At 68.9% G+C, this 17,657-nt stretch carries 14 protein-coding genes and 1 tRNA gene; 9 read left to right on the forward strand and 6 right to left on the reverse strand.

Features of this window, described 5'->3' with window-relative positions; genetic code table 11:
- Nucleotides 1-2: 2 nt before the first annotated feature.
- Entirely contained in the window at nt 3-1,154 is a 1,152-nt protein-coding gene (locus G3576_RS10280; RefSeq protein WP_164694294.1) for a thiolase family protein, read from the reverse strand.
- A 322-nt stretch (nt 1,155-1,476) separates the two neighbouring features.
- Here G3576_RS10280 and paoA point away from each other — a divergent pair, with 322 nt between their 5' ends.
- The 9 genes from paoA (at nt 1,477) to G3576_RS10325 (ending at nt 12,659) form a co-directional block, all read left to right on the forward strand.
- On the forward strand, nt 1,477-2,100 hold the full coding sequence (paoA, locus tag G3576_RS10285; protein ID WP_164694295.1) for an aldehyde dehydrogenase iron-sulfur subunit PaoA: 624 nt from the start codon (nt 1,477-1,479) through the stop codon (nt 2,098-2,100).
- The gene (locus tag G3576_RS10290; RefSeq protein WP_164694296.1) at nt 2,097-3,044 is read left to right on the forward strand and encodes an FAD binding domain-containing protein; all 948 of its coding nucleotides are present in this window, start codon (nt 2,097-2,099) and stop codon (nt 3,042-3,044) included. Before paoA ends, G3576_RS10290 begins: the two co-directional genes overlap by 4 nt.
- Before the next feature lie 3 nt (nt 3,045-3,047).
- Entirely contained in the window at nt 3,048-5,267 is a 2,220-nt protein-coding gene (gene paoC, locus G3576_RS10295; protein ID WP_164694297.1) for an aldehyde oxidoreductase molybdenum-binding subunit PaoC, read from the forward strand.
- A gap of 125 nt (nt 5,268-5,392) precedes the next feature.
- Entirely contained in the window at nt 5,393-6,376 is a 984-nt protein-coding gene (locus tag G3576_RS10300; RefSeq protein ID WP_164694298.1) for a Bug family tripartite tricarboxylate transporter substrate binding protein, read from the forward strand.
- 43 nt (nt 6,377-6,419) lie between these two features.
- Nucleotides 6,420-7,697, forward strand: a complete 1,278-nt coding sequence (locus G3576_RS10305) for a hydroxymethylglutaryl-CoA reductase, degradative (protein WP_164694299.1) — start codon at nt 6,420-6,422, stop codon at nt 7,695-7,697.
- A 52-nt stretch (nt 7,698-7,749) separates the two neighbouring features.
- Nucleotides 7,750-9,144, forward strand: a complete 1,395-nt coding sequence (locus tag G3576_RS10310; protein WP_164694300.1) for an aminotransferase-like domain-containing protein — start codon at nt 7,750-7,752, stop codon at nt 9,142-9,144.
- Nucleotides 9,145-9,254: 110 nt separating this feature from the next.
- A complete protein-coding gene (locus tag G3576_RS10315; RefSeq protein WP_164694301.1) occupies nt 9,255-10,241 on the forward strand; it encodes a Bug family tripartite tricarboxylate transporter substrate binding protein in 987 nt (328 codons plus the stop codon).
- A complete protein-coding gene (locus G3576_RS10320) occupies nt 10,231-10,953 on the forward strand; it encodes a hypothetical protein (RefSeq protein ID WP_164694302.1) in 723 nt (240 codons plus the stop codon). The genes G3576_RS10315 and G3576_RS10320 overlap by 11 nt, the downstream gene beginning before the upstream one ends.
- Nucleotides 10,954-11,477: 524 nt before the next feature.
- Complete coding sequence (locus G3576_RS10325; RefSeq protein WP_164694303.1) at nt 11,478-12,659, forward strand: RelA/SpoT domain-containing protein; 1,182 nt, start codon at nt 11,478-11,480, stop codon at nt 12,657-12,659.
- A gap of 35 nt (nt 12,660-12,694) precedes the next feature.
- Here the strand turns inward: G3576_RS10325 and G3576_RS10330 are convergent, their stop codons facing one another.
- The 5 genes from G3576_RS10330 to G3576_RS10350 form a co-directional block, all read right to left on the reverse strand.
- A complete protein-coding gene (locus G3576_RS10330) occupies nt 12,695-13,336 on the reverse strand; it encodes a recombinase family protein (RefSeq protein WP_164694304.1) in 642 nt (213 codons plus the stop codon).
- A 504-nt stretch (nt 13,337-13,840) separates the two neighbouring features.
- Nucleotides 13,841-14,560 (reverse strand): ParB/RepB/Spo0J family partition protein, encoded by a 720-nt coding sequence (locus tag G3576_RS10335; RefSeq protein ID WP_164694305.1) that lies wholly within the window; start codon nt 14,558-14,560, stop codon nt 13,841-13,843.
- Nucleotides 14,561-14,563: 3 nt separating this feature from the next.
- A complete protein-coding gene (locus tag G3576_RS10340) occupies nt 14,564-14,989 on the reverse strand; it encodes a hypothetical protein (protein ID WP_164694306.1) in 426 nt (141 codons plus the stop codon).
- A gap of 595 nt (nt 14,990-15,584) precedes the next feature.
- Nucleotides 15,585-17,360, reverse strand: a complete 1,776-nt coding sequence (locus G3576_RS10345) for a site-specific integrase (protein ID WP_328728835.1) — start codon at nt 17,358-17,360, stop codon at nt 15,585-15,587.
- A gap of 64 nt (nt 17,361-17,424) precedes the next feature.
- A tRNA-Gln gene (locus G3576_RS10350) sits at nt 17,425-17,498 on the reverse strand.
- Between the last annotated feature and the right edge of the window lie 159 nt (nt 17,499-17,657).

Below are 17,657 nucleotides of genomic sequence, written 5' to 3' on the forward strand. Positions count from 1 at the left end.
GCCTACCCCCGCCGCGCGATCATCAGGGCGCCATCGCCGAGATCGCCATAGCCCGTCGCCACGCCGAGCTCGACGCCCGGCACCTGGGCGCGGCCGCCTTCGTGCCGCAACTGCCGGACGAGCTCCACGATGTGGTTCATGCCGATCATGTGCGCCTGACTGAGCAGCCCGCCATGGGTGTTCACCGGCAGCGCACCGCCAAGGGCGATGCGTCCGCCCTGCACGAAGGCGCCACCCTCGCCCTTGGCGCAGAAGCCCATGTCTTCCAGCTGACAGAGCACGACCCAGGTGAAGCAGTCATAGATTTCCGCCACCTGGATGTCGGCTGGGGTGACGCCCGCCATGCCGAAGGCGCGCGGCGCCGCCTTGGCGATGCCGAGCCGCGTCATGTCCGGCCGCTGCGTGATGGCGCTGGGGCTGTCCGGATGGCCCTCCGCGATGCCGGAAACCAGCACGCGCGGCGCGCGCAGGTCGCGGGCGCGGTCGGCGGCGCTGACGATGAAGGCGGCGCCGCCATCGCTTTCCAGGCTGCAATCCAGCAGCCGGAAGGGATCCGCGATCATGCGGCTGGCCTGGTGGTCCGCCAGCGTCATCGGCTTCTTCATGATGGCGTTGTCGTTGAGCAGGGCGTGGCCGCGGATCGCGACCGCGATCTCGCCCAGCTGCTCGCTGGTGGTGCCGAACAGCTCCATGTGCCGCCGTGCCATCGGCGCATAGAGCTGCGCAGGGGCGATGGCGCCGAGCGGCAGTTCGAACTCCGTCACCAGGTGGAATTGCGGCATGGCGTGGATGCGCGCACCGACACGGGCGGCGATGGAGGTGTTGCGCCCCGCCGCGACGAGCACGTGATGGCACAGCCCGGCCTGGATCGCCGCGGCCGCCGTCTGCACGGAGGCGATGCCGCCCGCGCCGCCCATCGGTGTCACGGCGGTGTAGCGGAGATCATCGATGCCGAGATTGGTCGCGATCTCCTCGGCCGAGGCGCCGCTGGTGCCGATCGGCATGATGCCATCGATGTCGCGGGGCGAGAGGCCCGCATCGGCAATCGCGCGCAGCGACGCCTCCAGCAGCAGCGCGGTCGGGTGGCGCGTGGAGCCGCGCGCATAGGCGGTCTCCCCGATGCCGGTGATCGCCGTACGGTCGCGCAGCGACATCACGGCGCCCGAACCAAGTCGGTCGCGCAGCCCCCTGCCAGCATCTCCTGGCGTCTCCTGTCCCGTCACGCCGTCAGCATGGAGCCGCGCCTGCCGCGGGGGAAGCCAGGGGGCGGCAGGTGGAATGACGTCGGCGTGATGGCGCGCTGCCGCAACGGGGCACGATGCCGCCGGTTGTGTCCGCAATCTTCGCCATCGCTGTACCCGCATCCGAGGCGAGGCACCGCCGACGGATGGCGCCGCACTCCATGAGTTTCCGTGAATGGACTGGCGCCCCGCCTCGGGCGCCCCTGTCGCCGCCCGTCACTGAAGGAAGACCCGCATGACACCGCCCGACCCGATAGCCCTGTCGCGCCGCACGCTGGTGGCGGGAGCGGCTGCCATGACCTCCGCCGGCGGAGCGGCTGCCGCGCCAGCGGCCGCGACCGGAACGACGCCGTCCGCCCTGACGCTGCGGGTGAACGGGGAGGATCGCCACCTCGACCTCGATCCTCGGACGACGCTGCTGGATGCGCTGCGGGAGCAGCTGCACCTCACCGGCAGCAAGAAGGGCTGCGACCACGGGCAGTGCGGTGCCTGCACGGTGATGGTGAACGGCACGCGCATCTATTCCTGCCTGACCCTGGCCGTGATGCATGATGGCGACGCCGTCACGACCATCGAGGGCCTGGGGTCGCCGGAGGCGATGCACCCGATGCAGGAAGCCTTCGTGCGGCATGATGGCTACCAGTGCGGCTACTGCACGCCCGGCCAGATCTGCGCCTCCGTCGCCATGCTGGAGGAGATCAAGGCCGGCATCCCGAGCCATGTGACGGAGGACCTCAACGCCGCGCCTGCGCTGACGGCCGACGAGATCCGGGAGCGGATGAGCGGCAACATCTGCCGCTGCGGGGCCTATTCCAACATCCTCGACGCCATCACCGATGTGGCGGGGAGGCCCGCATGAGGCCCTTCACCTATGAGCGTGTCCGCACGCCGTCGGAGGCCGCTGCCGCGGCGCAACGCCCCGGGGCCCGCTTCATCGCCGGCGGCACCAACCTGCTGGACCTGATGAAGCTGCAGATCGAGGCGCCCACCCATCTGGTGGACGTCAACCATCTCGGCCTCGATCGCATCGAGGAGACGGGGGAGGGCGGGTTGCGCATCGGGGCGCTGGTCCGCAACACCGACCTCGCCGCGGATGCGCGGGTGAGGCGGGACTATGCGGTGCTGTCGCGCGCCCTGCTGGCCGGGGCCTCGGGACAGCTGCGCAACAAGGCGACGACGGCCGGCAACCTGTTGCAGCGGACGCGCTGCCCCTATTTCTACGACACCGCCCAGCCCTGCAACAAACGCCAGCCCGGCAGCGGCTGCGCGGCGATCGGCGGCATCACGCGGCAGCTCGCCGTGATCGGCAGCAGCGATGCCTGCATCGCCACCCATCCCAGCGACATGGCCGTCGCCATGCGGGCGCTCGATGCCATCGTGGAGACGATCGATGGGGAGGGCGGCGAGCGCCGCATCCCGATCGCCGAGTTCCACCGCCTGCCCGGGGATACGCCGCATCTGGACACCACGCTGCGCTCCGGTGAGTTCATCACGGCTGTGACGCTGCCCGCGCCCGTGGGTGGTCGGCATTTCTATCGCAAGGTGCGTGACCGCGCCTCCTACGCCTTCGCGCTGGTCTCGGTCGCCGCGATCGTCCAGCCGGATGGCAGCGGCCGCGTCGCACTCGGCGGCGTGGCGCATCGGCCCTGGCGGGTGGAGGCGGCGGAGGGCGAGCTGCCCCGCGGTGCACGCGCCGCCATGGTCGCCATCCTGGATGGCGCGCGTCCGACGCATGAGAACGCGTTCAAGCTGCGGCTCGCGGAGCGGACGCTGGCGGGCGTGCTGGATGAGGCGAGGAGCTGAGCCATGAAGTTCGACACCCCCGCCACCAGCAACCCGATCGACCAGCTCAAGGTCGTCGGCCGCCCCACCACGCGCATCGAGGGTCCGCTGAAGACCACGGGCCGCGCGCCCTATGCCTATGAACGCCACGACGTCGCGCCCAACCAGGCCTATGGCCATGTGCTGGGTGCCGGCATCGGCAAGGGCCGCGTCGTATCGATGGAGACCGACGCCGCTCGCGCCGCGCCCGGCGTCATCGCCATCGTCACCACGCTGGACATGGCGCAACTGCCCAAGGGCAAGATGAACACCGCCTTCCTGTTCGGCGGCGCGGAGATCCAGCATTACCACCAGGCGATCGCCGTCGTGGTGGCGGAGAGCTTCGAGCAGGCGCGCGATGCCGCCGGCCTGATCCGCGTGGAATATGCGCGCGGGGAGGGGCGCTTCGACCTCACCGCTGCGCGGCCGCAGGCGAAACCCGTCGATGCCGATGGCAAGCAGGCGAGCGCCGAGGAAGCCGATGAGCGCGTCGGCGACTTCGAAGGCGCCTTCGCGCGGGCCGAGGTCACGCTGGACGAGAGCTATACAACGCCCGACGAGAGCCACGCGATGATGGAGCCGCATGCGACCATCGCGGCGTGGGATGGGGGGAAGCTCACCATCTGGACCTCCACGCAGATGGTGGCGTGGTGGCGGCGCGACCTGGCCATCACGCTCGGCCTGAAGCCAGAGGATGTGCGGGTGGACAGCCCCTATATCGGCGGCGGCTTCGGCGGAAAGCTGTTCCTGCGCGCCGATGCGGTGATGGCGGCGCTCGGCGCGCGCGCGGCGGGGAGGCCCGTGAAGCTGGCGCTGGCGCGGCCGCAGGTCGCGAACAACACCACGCATCGCCCCGCCACCATCCAGCGCATCCGCATCGGCGCCGGGCGCGACGGGCGTATCACCGCCATCGCGCATGAGAGCCTGTCCGGCGACCTGCCGGACGGACAGCCGGAGACGGCGGTGTCGCAGACGAAACTCCTCTACGCCGGCGCCAACCGGCTGATCGCGATGCGCCTGGCGGAGCTGGACCTGCCCGAGGGCAACTCCATGCGCGCGCCTGGCGAGGCGCCGGGCATGATGGCGCTGGAAGTCGCGATGGATGAGATGGCGGAGAGGCTCGGCCTCGATCCCGTCGAGTTCCGCATCCTCAACGACACCCAGGTAGATCCCTCCGATCCAAGCCGCCCCTTCTCCCAGCGCCAGCTGATCCGCTGCCTGCGGGAAGGGGCGGAGCGCTTCGGTTGGGCCCAGCGCAACGCCAGCCCCGGGCGGCAGCGCAACGGGCGCTGGCTCACCGGGCTCGGCATGGCGGCGGGCTTCCGCAACAACCTCGTCGTGAAGTCCGGCGCGCGGGTGCGGCTCGGCACCGATGGCATGGTCACGGTCGAGACCGACATGACCGATATCGGCACGGGCAGCTACACCATCATCGCGCAGACGGCGGCGGAGATGATGGGTGTCGGCCTCGACCGCGTCCGCGTCCGGCTCGGCGATTCCGACTTCCCGGTCTCGGCGGGCTCGGGCGGGCAGTTCGGCGGCAATTCCTCCACCGCCGGCGTCTATGCCGCCTGCGTGAAGCTGCGGGAGGCCGTGGCGCAGCGCCTCGGCTTCAACGCTGCCGATGCCAGCTTCAGCGATGGCGAGGTGCGCGCGGGCAACCGCCGCGTGAAGCTGGAGGAGGCGGCCGCGGCGCAGGAGTTGGTGGCGGAGGACAGGATCGAATTCGGCGACCTGTCGAAGCGCTTCCAGCAATCCACCTTCGCGGGCCATTTCGTGGAGGTCGCGGTCGATGCCTTTACCGGAGAGGTGAGGGTGCGCCGCATGCTGGCCGTCTGCGCCGCCGGCCGCATCCTCAACCCGATCTCGGCGCGCAGCCAGGTGATCGGCGCCATGACCATGGGCGTCGGCGCCGCGCTGATGGAGGAGCTGGCGGTCGACAAGCGCCACGGCTTCTTCGTCAACCACGACCTCGCGGGCTACGAGGTGCCGGTGCATGCCGACATCCCGCAGCAGGAGGTGGTGTTCCTGGATGAGACCGACCCCGTCTCCTCCCCCATGAAGGCCAAGGGCGTGGGCGAGCTCGGCCTTTGCGGCGTCGGCGCCGCGGTAGCGAATGCGATCTACAACGCCACGGGGGTGCGCGTGCGCGACTATCCGGTGACGCTCGACAAGCTGCTGGAAGGCCTGCCGGACATCGTCTGACAGCAAGGGGGCCGGGCAGCCGGCCCCCACTGTCCCAGAAAGATCGGCCGCGACTGTCCCTGTTGTTCCGGCGCCGTCTGGGACACTCCTCAGGCAACGACAAAGCCTTCGAGGAGGGACGCCCCATGCTGCGACGCACAATGCTTGCCGCCGGCCTTGGCCTGCCGGCGCTGATCCAGGCCCGACCCGGGCAGGCCCAGGCCACCGGCGGCGCCTGGCCGAACCGCGCCGTGACGATCGTCGAGGGCTACCCGCCCGGCGGCGTCACCGACCTCGCCTCCCGCGCCGTCGCGGAGCGCATGGCGCGCGAATTCGGCGTTCCCGTGGTGGTGGACAACCGGCCTGGTGCCGCGACCTCCGTCGCCGCCACCTACGTCGCCCGGTCGCGGCCGGATGGCTACACGCTGGCGATGGGCACCACGACGCTCGCCATCAACCAGACCCTGCAGCCCACGCTGACGCCGCGCGATCCGGGGCGGGAGCTCGATCCGATCGGCATGGTGTTCCGCACGCCCTTCATCCTGCACGTGCACCCCTCGATCCCCGCGCGCAGCACGGCGGAGCTGATCGACTACGCCAAGGCCAATCCGGGCAAGCTGCTCTTCGCCTCCCCGGGCACGGGCGCCGTCAGCCATCTGTGCCTGGAGCTGTTCAAGGCCCGTGCCGGCATCGACATCGTGCATGTTCCCTATCGCGGCGGTGCGCCGGCGGCGCTGGACCTGCGGGCCGGCCGCGTCCACGCCATGTTCCAGGCGCCGCAGGAAGCCGCGCCGACGCTGCGGGAGGGTGCGACGCGCGGCCTTTCCGTCACGGCGCCGACCCGGCTGGCCGACTATCCCGCTCTGCCCCCGATCAACGAGATCATCCCGGGCTTCGAGGTCTTCTTCTGGCAGGGCCTCTTCGCCCCCGCCGGCACGCCCGCCGCGGTGATCGATCGCGCCGGCGCCGCGCTGCGCGCCGCGACGGATGATGCGGCGAACCGCGCCCGCCTGGCGGAGCAGGGCGTCGAACTCGTCTCCGGCGATGCGGAGATGCTGCGCCAGACGCTGGCCGCCGATACGGCGCGTTGGGGCAGCGTGATCCGCGATGCCGGGATCAAGCTGGAATAGGGGCCTTCGCGCTCCCTCCCAGCCACCCCCTCAGGACCGGATCATGTCGCTCAGCAACCTCACCTCCCGCATTTCTGGCTTCCACCGCATGACGATGGAGGAGCGGCTGGCGGCGGTCGCGGCCTTCGCGGGCCTCGATGATGCCGCCGTCGCGCAGCTCGGCCGCAGCGGCAACATCGACGCGCATCTCGCCGACCACATGATCGAGAACACGGTCTCCACCATTGCCATTCCCGTGGGCGTGGCGACGAACATGAAGGTGGATGGGCGGGACGTGCTGGTGCCAATGGCGACGGAGGAATCCTCCGTCGTCGCCGCGGTCTGCAACTCCGCCCGGCAATGCTACGACAGCGGCGGCTTCGTCACCTCCGTCTCCGGCAACCTGATGATCGCGCAGGTGCAGCTGGTCGGCGTGCCCGATCCCGGCCATGCGCGCATCCGCATCCTGGAACACCGGGAGGAGATCGCCGCGATCTGCGACGGCTGCGACCCGATGCTGGTGAAGCTCGGCGGCGGCTTCCGCGATGTGGAGGTGCGCGTCGTACCCTCCCAGGGCGGGCCGATGGTGGTGACGCACCTCATCATCGACACGCGCGACGCCATGGGCGCCAACACCGTCAACACCATGGCGGAGACGCTGGCGCCCTCCATCGAGCAATGGACCGGCGGCAAGGTCTTCCTTCGCATCCTGTCCAACCTCGCGGATCGCCGCCTGGCGCGGGCGCGGGCGGTCTGGCCGGTGGAGGCGATCGGCGGCGCCGCGGTGCGGGACGGCATGATCGCCGCCTACCAGTTCGCGGAGGCCGATCCCTACCGCGCGGCGACGCACAACAAGGGCATCATGAACGGCGTCTCCGCCGTGGTGCTCGCGACCGGCAACGACACCCGCGCAGTGGAGGCGGGCGCCCATGCCTATGCCGCCCGCCATGGCCGCTACACCAGCCTGACGACCTGGGAGGTGACGGCGGACGGATCCCTGGCGGGGATGCTGGAGATGCCGATGCCGGTCGGGCTGGTTGGCGGCGCCACCAGGATCCACCCGACGGTGCAGGCCTGCCTGAAGATCCTCGGCGTGAAGACCGCGGCCGAGCTGGCGCGGATCATGGCCGCGGTCGGGCTCGCGCAGAATTTCGGGGCGATCAAGGCGCTGGCGACCGTCGGCATCCAGCAGGGCCACATGGCGCTGCATGCGCATAACGTGGCGATCGCCGCCGGCGCGACGGGGGCGGAGGTCGAGAAGCTCGCCGCGCTGCTGGTCGCGCGCCGCCAGGTACGGCCGGATGTGGCGGCGGAGGAACTGGCCAAGCTCCGGGCGGGCTAGCCATCCGCTGCGCCACCGCGAAGGATGCGCGCGGCGGCGGGCGAAGGGGGTCATGGGAGCAAGGCCGACGACACGGGTGCAGGAGATCGTCGATCGCATCGCCGATGCGATCGAGCGCGGCCTGCTGAAGCCCGGGGAGAAGCTGGCCTCCGTCCGGCGCGCCGCGGAGGATCACGGCGTCTCCAAGAACACCATGGCGGAGGCCTATGACCGGCTGGTCGCCTCCGGCCATCTGGAGCCGCGGCGCGGCGCGGGCTACTTCGCCGCCGCCACGGCGCGCCCCGCGCGCGCCCGCGTGCCGCCGCACCTGGCGGAGGCGATCGATACCGTCTCCCTGCTGCGGGAACAGCTGGAAGCCCAGCACAGGGTCCGGCCGGGCGATGGACGCCCGCCGCCCGGCTGGATGGAGGGCTCCGAACTCTCGGCGCAGTTCGCGGGCGGCAAGTGGCGGCCGGGCGGCAGCCTGGAACATGGCTATGGCAGTTCCTGGGGCTTCCTGCCGCTGCGGGAACGCATCGCGCTGTCGCTGGTCGAACGCGGCATCTCCTGCGCGCCCGACCAGGTGCTGACGACCATGGGCGCGAACCACGCGCTCGACCTCGTCATCCGGCACATCGCGGAGCCCGGCGACACGGTGCTGGTGGATGACCCCGGCTACTATCCGCTCTTCGGCAAGCTGCAGCTGGCGCGGCTGCGAGCCGTCGGCGTGCGGCGCCTGGCGGAGGGCCCGGACCCGGACGAGTTGCTGGCGAGGCTGGCGCAGCACCGGCCGAAGGCCTTCTTCACCCAGTCCCTGGCGCACAACCCGACCGGCGGGACGCTGTCGCCCGCCATCGCCCATCGCGTGCTGGCCGCGGCGGAACGGCACGGCGTGGCGATCGTGGAATGCGACCCCTTCGCAGACCTCCTGCCCGCGGCCAGCACGCGGCTGGCGGCGCTGGACGGGCTGCGGCGCGTGATCAGCATCGGTACCTTCTCGAAAACCCTCTCGGCATCGCTGCGCGTGGGTTTCGTGGCGGCGGCGCCGGCCGTGGTGGCGGCGCTGAACGATCTCAAGATGCTCACGGTCGTGTCCACTTCCACCTATGCGGAGCGCTTCGTCGCGCATCTCATCCAGGGTGGTCACTACCTGCGGCACCTGCGCCGCCTGCGGCAGCGGGTGGAGGCGGCGACGGCGCTGGCGGTGCGGCAGATGGCGCAGGCCGGCTGGCCGGTGGCGCCGCCGGCGGGGGGCGGGCTCTATCTGTGGGTGCCCTTTCCCGTGGGCCTGGACGAGGCCGAGATCTGCCACCGCGCCTCGGCCGAGGGCATCTTCCTGGCACCCGGCTCGATCTTCCGGCCGGAGCGTGGCGTGGACCAGCAGCCCGCGATGATGCGCGTGAACGTGGCCTATGCGAGCGATCCCCACTTCCTGGCCTTCCTGGAACAGGCGCCGTCGCGGCGTTGAGCCGCGCCAGGCGGGCCCGTCGTCAGCGCTGTTGTATGCGGTTGGTATCCCACCTAGGCTCACGGAGCATCCGGTTGCTGGCCGGATTCACCATGACGAGGAGACGCCGCATGCCCATCGGGAGTCTGGCTGTTTCACGCCGTGCGCTGCTTGCGGCCAGTGGCGCCGCCGCGCTGCCGGCGCGCGCCCAGGGCGGGTGGAAGCCGGCGCGGGAAGTGAGGATCCTCTGCGGCTTCGCGCCCGGTGGCGCCGGCGACCTGCTCTGCCGGCTGATGGCCGATGCGCTGCGCGCCCAATGGGGCCAGACGGTGATCGTGGAGACGCGCTCCGGCGCCGGCGGCATCATCTCCGCCGAGGCCTGCGCGAGGGCGGCGCCCGATGGCCATACCGTCGTGCTGGCGACGATGGCGATGCTGACGGTCTCCCCGCAGCTTCCCGGCGTGACGATGCCGATCAATGTGGAGACGGACCTCACCCCGATCGCGAGCCTGGCCGGCATCTACAAGATCCTCGTGGCCTATCCGCAGGCGCCGTTCCGGGACGTACCCGGCCTGATCGCGCATGCGCGGGCCCATCCGCAAGCAGTGGCCTATGGCTCGGCCGGCGTCGGTTCCAGCCCGCATCTGGCGGCGGAACTCTTCGCGCGGCAGGCGGGGGTGGAATGCACCCATGTGCCGTATCGCGGCGGCGCGCCGGCCATCACGGACCTGGTGGCGGGCCGCATCGGCTTCATGATCGGCAACATGCCGGAATTCCTGGGCCAGATCCGCAGCGGGGCGCTGCGCGGCATCGCCTTCGGCGGCAGCGCCGCGGCGCCCGCCCTGCCGGACCTGCCGCTGATCAAGCAGTGGCTGCCGGACTACGATGTCAGCAACTGGTTCGGCTTCTGTGGCCCGGGCCGCATGCCGGCGGAGATCCTGGCGGCATGGAACAGCGCCTTGCAGGCGGCGCTGGCGGATCCTGGGACGCGCGGAAAGATGGTGGAAGCGGGGATGGAGATCATGGGCGGCCCGGTGGCCAACTTCACCAACCTTATCGCCGCCGACCGGCAGCGCTGGGGCGGCGTCATCCAGGCGGCCGGCATCCGTGCCAGCTGACCCGACCCCGCCGGAGGTTGTCCGGGCACGGCTCGAGGAGTTCCGCGCGCGCCGCGGCTATGTCCTGCCCCACCAGGGCGCCATGGCCGCCGCCATGCCCGACCTGCAGGACGCCTATGGCGTCATGTACAAGGCGCTGACGCTGACGGAACGCCACCTCGACCCCTTCGAGAAGGAGTTCGTCTGGCTCGCCATCCTGACGGCGGCGGAGGAGCATGTCGGCACCCACCATGTGGACCTGTTCTTCCGCACCGGCGGCACGGGACCCCAGGCGGAGGCGGTATTCCGCCTGGTCGCCTGGGCGCGCGGGGCGGAGACCTTCGGTTTCCTCGACCGGCATTGGCAGGGCTACTTCCCCGAGGTGCCGGCGGCCCGCGCCTATCGCGGCGGCACGGCGGCGCTGATCGCCGGGCTGGACGTGCCGGCGTATCTCGCGCGGCTGGCCCTGCTGGGCATCCACGCGGCGCGCGGCGCGCATTGGCCGCTGACCGCCGACCTCGAAGCCGCCTATGGCGAGGGGGTGCCGGAGCCGAAGATGGCGGAGGCGATGAGCCTGGCCATGTGGCCCTGCGGCGTGAACCGGTTCCTCGAGGCGTGCGGCGTCTGGCTCGAGCTGCTGCGGAGCGGCCGCGTCGAGCCGTCGCCCGCTTTCCGGGCCTGGGCGGAGACACCAGGGCAGGACGGCTTCGCACTGGCACCGCGCGGGCGCTGACCGACGATCGGCGCGCCTTGCTGAAGGCGCGGCTTCCGGCGGCCTCTGCGCTTCTGCGATTTCACTGGAGTGGCTGGGGGACCTGGACCCGCAGCGTCACTGGCTTCCAACCTGTTGATCCCTAAGCCCTGACAGGGCCGGCGGAGTGGATGGTGGGACCATGGTGGGACCGTCGCGGCTGCGTCGGCAAGGGGGCAAGCGAAGGCGCTTGCCGTTACCTCGCGACACACCGGGGCAGGCCCATTGTCCCTTGGAGTGTTCATTCCACCCTGTCCGCAGGACACTCGGCGGTGGCCGGGGTGCGGGACCGCTCTCAGGCCCTTTATGGGCGATACTGCCCATCGCCTTCGCACAACAATGCATCTGATTAACGCATGAAAGGATGTTTTTCTTATTGTTGCGGTTGATGCGCCCGAATCGCGTTGGAGGCGCTAGACTAAGCCTTGAGAGCCCTACTGCCTGAGTTCGCTGCGACCGTCGCTACCGACCGGGCTAAGGGTGAAACTGCGGATGATCGCGACGTGTTGCCCAACTCCGCCCCCAACTACAGCAAAAGGGAGGTCGCCCGAGCGGGCGAAGTGATTGCCAGCGGGCTGTCGTGGTCGCCAGAAACCGAGGAAGTTATCCGGCGAGCGTTCCTTGTCGCGCACAGTTGGCGTGACTCTCATGCATTTCCGATGCGGAGCATCCGCCACTCGGTCATCCATCACATGAAGGAGGCTGGACTTGACGGCCTAACGGGCGCTCGCCTCAAGCGCATGCCTGCAATCCGCGGGAAGCTGCTGCGCAAGAAGTGGAATCTTGCCCAGCTACAAGACCTCGGTGGGTGCCGGGCCATAATGCCCGATATCAGGAGCGTCCATGCGCTTCATGACGCAATCCGCGTTGGCATCCGGCACGAAGTCAGACATGAAGATAATTATATTGCCGCGCCCAAGGATGACGGATACCGCAGCCACCATCTCATCCTAAAATTCACTGCAAAGAACAGCATTGAAGAAAAATTTGAGGGCCGGCGCATCGAGTTGCAGATCAGAACAAAGTTACAGCATGCGTGGGCCACCACTGTTGAAGCCGTCGGCTTGTTTCGGGGCGAGAGTCTGAAGAACCACCAGGGAAGCCTAGACTGGCTCCGCCTATTCGCCCTGATTTCAGCCGAATTTGCCGAAGCAGAGGCTTCGCCACTTCCTCCGGGCGCGCTCCAGAAACACGAGAGGGTAGCTGAAATTAGGCGCCTTGAAGCCGAGCTAGATGCTCTTAGGCTGTTGGATCAGATCCGAATTGGCATGCACGGAACAGATATTCCGCTTGGCCCCGCTTACAGGCCGACGCACTTCCTGATCCGCTTCGACCACGCCAGCCAGAGAGCCAGCGTCGAGCCTCACAACATCGCGAAAGAGGCGGCGAAGTCATACGACAACGCCGAAGTTCTGGACAGTCGAAAGGGCGCTAATAGCCAGACGGTTGTGCTGGTGGAGGTGGACAAGATCGAAAATCTGAAGGCGGCGTATCCAAACTACTTTGGTGACGTTCACGAGTTTCGGCGTCAGCTTGAACAGATCACACGTGATGGCGCGGCCACTGAATACGCTGTCGCACCCCGGCAGCGCACAAAGACGCCGCCAGCGCCGTATGGCGATCTGTCGTGGCTCCGGGGCAGCCGCTTTGGCCGGGCGCCATATAGGGGCGGCGGCCGAAAGACCTGACCTCCAACGCGCTCGCTTGCGGGTCTTGGCCGTGCTCATCCGGCCGTCTCCTTCGCAGTGACCGCAACTCGCTTGGCGATCTTAGCGACCGTGGCGCGACTGCATCCGGTGGCGGCCTGCACCTGCGACCACGAAAGCCCCTTCGCCAGCATGGAGGCGATGGCGGTGTTCCGCTGCGTGTCCTCCTGGCGGCCCTTGTAGAGGCCCGCAGCCTTGGCCTTCGCCTGTCCGTCGGCCTGCCGGCGGCGGCGGTCCTCGTAATCCTTGCGGGCGACGGCGGCGAGAACGTCCAGCATCATGCCGTTGACAGCCGCGAACATGCGGGTCGTGAAGCCGTCATCGGTGGTGGTGGCGAGCATCCAGGACGTGGGCAGGTCCATCGCCACTACCCGCACCTGTCGCGCCTCCATCTCGGCCCGCAGCTTTCGCCAATCGGCTTCGGTGAGCCGTGAGAGGCGGTCCACCTGTTCGATGAGCAGCACGTCCCCGGGGCGGCTGTCGGCGAGGAGCCGGAACAACTCCGGCCGTTGAAGCGAGGCGCCGCTTTCGTTCTCCACGTAGCTCGCGGCGATGGTCAGGTCGCGTTCTGCGGCGAACGCCTCAAGGGCGGCCCGGGCGCGGGTCGCGTCTTGTTCGCTGGTGGATGCGCGGAGGTAGAGGCGAGCGAGGGTCGGCATGATGTCGGAGCCTCCAGTTCATTTAGAATGGTTCACACTTTATTGGTTCATTTTGGATGGTCAAGTATCGAGAGTGAGCTGGCGTGGAGAGTAGTTCCGTTGAGGCATACCCAAAGTGAACCGGTCTTTGGGCCTTGCCTTGCTTGCCTTGCTCGCGGCGGTGGCGCCGCGCGGGCCGTCGGGCGACGGTCTGGCGGTGGTGGCGCGAAGGAGTCGGGTGGGATCGGGCCGACGGTGTCCCTCTTAAGGCGGCCCCGGCGGGCGAGGCGGGCCCCTACGGGGGGAATGCGCGGCGCTCGCGGTGGCGGGTGACCGTTCAGGGGCGTGACCCAAAATGCCCGGGGCACGCTGCGCGTTCAGAGGGGGCGAGCGGGCGGGCCATCGGCAAGAAAATATCGCTCTTTCCCAAGGGGTTAAGCGCCCTCCGGGCCCACGCTTGTCGCCTAGAGGCGTCTAGTTTTGACAGCCGCTTAGGGGCCCGCTGCGGTGTCTTCGGCTACCACCTCAAAACTCTGACGGCCTCCACGGCGCGGCCTCGTGAAGCTCCCGCAAGGCTGCCTCTGCGGCCTCGATGATGGCCCCGCGCCGGTCCGGGTCATGGACCCCACGGGCTGCCGCGACGGCCTGCCGTATGGCGTCATGCGCGGCGCTGGCGAAGGCCGCTTCCGGGTCATCGGGCGATGGGGCCTCGGCGGGTGTGCCGACCTCGCCGCCGTATTCCAGGGCGATGTCGGGGAAGTCCTTGTGCATCCAGTTGCTCACAGTCTGATGGGTGACGAGCCCGCCAAGGGCCTTCGCGATGTCCCGATAGGACAGCCGCCCAGACGGCTGCCTGGCACTCGCGGCCGTGCGGTGCTTGCGGGCTCTGATAAAGGCGCGGAAGGCGTCCCGCACTTCACGCGGCTTGAGCGGCAGGCCGTGGGCGAGGTTGGCCTCGGCGGCAAGCCAACGGGCTTCCCGTGCGGTGGCCTGGACGATGACCGCCGGGACGGACGTTGCGCCGATGGCTTGGTGCGCCGCGACGCGGTGCCACCCGTCGACCAGCGTCGGGACGCCTTCGATCATGGCGACCCGGACGGGCGGCAGTTCCACGCCTGCCCGAAGCGCCGTTGCGTATCGATCCACCACGGCGCGGTTGGTGCCGTGCCTGATCTGGTTGCGCGGGTCGCGGTGTAGGTCAGCGATGTCGAGCTTGATGGGGGCAGCCTCGGTCGGGGAGAACATGGCCTAGTCCTCCGCGTCGGGCGCGGTGGCGCCACGCCAATCGGTCTTCAGGTTGTCGCGGCAAAGGTTCAGCGGGTTGCCGTCGAGATACTGCACCTGTCGGTCTGCCATCTCATCTAGTCCCAAGACGAGATGCGAGACCATGACCATCTGGCCCTTTCGCTCGCCTATGCCTGGGGGCAGCGTGGTGCGGAAATAGCCTTTGGCGCTACGTCCGTTGCCGTTCGGCGTGATGCCGGGAAGGTCCCCGTTGAACATCGCGACGATGCGATCCCAATCGGGGGCGTGCATCGTAGCGGTCGTTGGTAGCGGATAAGTCGGCAATGTGATGCGGACTATCGGAATGTCGCGGCCCGCGATGGGCTCCACGGGCTCGATAGTCACGGGCAGCCGGCGGTGCCGCCCAACCCGCATGGTGACCGGCCTCATGCTTCGCTGCTCCCGAAGGGCACGCGGCGCTTCCTGACAGGGCGCTTGGCGGGAAGCTCGATGTCCACCTTGAGGGCAGCGGCGCGATTTGCGAAAGCTGCCTTGACGGCGGCGTAGTCGGGCCACGCGGCGGGCGCTGACGGCGCGGCGGACGTGGTGGTGGTGCTGTCGGTGGTTGCGTGTTCCATGATCTTGGCAGGGGATGAGGGGCGCCGTGCGCGGGTCTTACGTTGACTGCACACAGCGCGAAGAAGCCCTGGCGGGACGCGCGGCGTCCGGGGCGGACCAAGCGGCGTGCGAAGGTGTGCGCGTGGCGCTTCGATCCGCCCCGCCGTCATCGCTTGCCAGGGCAAAACTGGGGTTCAGAGTGGGCGGGTATTCGCCCGCCGATTCTGCTGTGGGGAGGGGCCGGATAATCTGCTCCGGCGTAACGGGCGGCACCGATCCAGGGCGAAGGCCGGCAGCTTCCGAACTTCCTCTTGTGGGGAGGTCCGGACTAATCCGCCGCTCGGACTAACCTGATGATATTACAAGAAAAAATTTACGGTGTAGTCTGACTGCACTTGAGTCGATTCGGCAACAAATTCTAGCCCGCCTAGGCGGCTCTTCTGTCGTCGCTCTCGCCTGCGACATGGAGGCCCGACAAGTCCACCTCCGGGTAACTTAACAGCGCGAGCGTCGCGGCAACTGCCTTCAACCCTGGCCCTTTGTCGTATCGCACGGCGCCTTCGCTCCCCTGCCTCGCGTGGCCCATGAGGAAGTCAACATGGCGCTCTTGCTGGTGATCCGTAATGGTATCGCGCAGACGCGTGATGGCGTTGTGGCGGAAGGCGTGCATCGCCACTCCGGGCCGAAAGACCTTGATGGCCCGGCGATACTCGACAAACCAGCGCGTAATGCGCGGCCCGCGCTTGCAATCCTTACCCTGCGGCGCGAGGTCGGGGAACAGCGGATCATTTGGGTTCGGCGCCGTCTTGGCGACATAGGCCAGGAAGCCAAGACGGATTAGCTCCGCGTGAAGCGGGATGACGCGGGTTGCGGCTTCGCTCTTGAGTGAGCGATCCCCGGCCTCGCCGTTATCCTTCGTCTCGACAAGGCGCAGCGCCCAGGTTCCTTCGTCATGCCATACGTCGCGCCTGTAGAGGTCTGCGAACTCCTCAAGGCGTGCGCCGTGATAGAGGGCGAGGATTGGCAACCAGAACCGCGCATCTCGGATAATGTGCGATCCCGGCTCCGACCTTCGGTTCGGCCCGGCGCATCCCGTCCACACGGGCGACCGGAACAGCGTGCGAAGCTCCTCCGGGGTCCATGTGTCGCGCTGGTCGCGTGCCTTCTGTTCCTCGCGAAAGCGGTGCTTCGCCGTCAGCTCCGTGTGTTGCGCCACTGTTAGATGTCCCCCATCCACCGCGAAGCGAAGGAACTGCGTCAGGGCCGTGTGGTGCCGTTTGACGGTCTTGTCTGTCAGTCGCGGCGCGTCGGCGGGGGCGGCGGCGATGATGTCCGCCGCTCTGCGGTCGCGGTCCTTCGTTGACTTGCCGTAGGTCTTGGGAAGCTGCCGCAGCATGTCCAGGAACCGCGTCACGTCGCCTCGGCCGTAGGCGTTCACCGGCTTGTCGCCGCACACGTCCATGAACAGCCGCAGCGTGGTCCGCTCCTGGCTCATGTCGTGATGCGAGAGGCGGTCAATCGTCTCCCGCCGCACGAAGAACGGCTCCACCAGCGCGGAGGCGGTGGGAACGGGCGATGGCTCCGGCGTCGGGGCAGGCGCCACGCCTTCCGTGGATGGGGAAGGGGGTCGTAAACCCGCTGGTGCGTTGGCCGGCTCGTCCCGCTCGGTGAACACGGCGGGCATGTCGCCGATGACCTGCCGGATGGCCGCTTGGTGGGCGTGAACGCGGGCCTCAAGCACGCCGATGCCGAGGCCGAAGCGGTCCTCCGCCGGCACGCCGTGGAGGGCAGCGAGGCGATTCAGGTCCCCGACGACCGGCCCGAAGTCGCGGTTGGCAAGCGCCTCCCGGGCCTTGGCAAGCTGGTGCTCCAGGACCCGCAGGGAGGTCATGGAGAGGGGCGGTCGGCCCGCCCCGTCGCCTTCCAAAATGCCCCGCAGATAGCCCCGCAGTATCGCGTTGAGGTCTGTCTTCTTTCCAGCCTGCGCCACGTCCACCCTCGCCCTCGCGAGCGCCCGGTCAAACTCCCGGTCCAACAGGGCCGCCCGATGCTCCGCCTCCCGGAAGGCGCGGGTGCAGAGGCTTACCACGACCTCGCGCCCTCGGGTCTCGCCGGGAAGTCGGCGCCGATAGCGATACATGCAACCCCGGCGCTCGATGTGGGTCGCGGGGTGGTGGGACCATGGTGGGACCGTTGAGTGCACAAGCCGCCTCCCGGGGGCTGTGCCGGCCCGGAAAGGCTAGGGAAATCAGCTTGTTGGAAGCGTGTGGCTGGGGGACCTGGATTCGAACCAAGACTGCCCGAGTCAGAGTCGGGAGTTCTACCGTTAAACTATCCCCCACCGGCGGGGCACTGACGTGCCATTCGCGGCGTGGCGGCGAGGTAGCATGCCGGCCGGGGCTCGGCAACAGCCCCCGGCAAACCCCGTCGCCTGGGAAATCGAGACGGGCGGGACGACAGCGCAGGCCGCGCTCTGCCCGGCAGGCAGTCGACATGACGT

This window comes from Falsiroseomonas algicola (assembly GCF_011040385.1).
GTDB classification, from domain to species: Bacteria; Pseudomonadota; Alphaproteobacteria; order Acetobacterales; family Acetobacteraceae; genus Falsiroseomonas; species Falsiroseomonas algicola.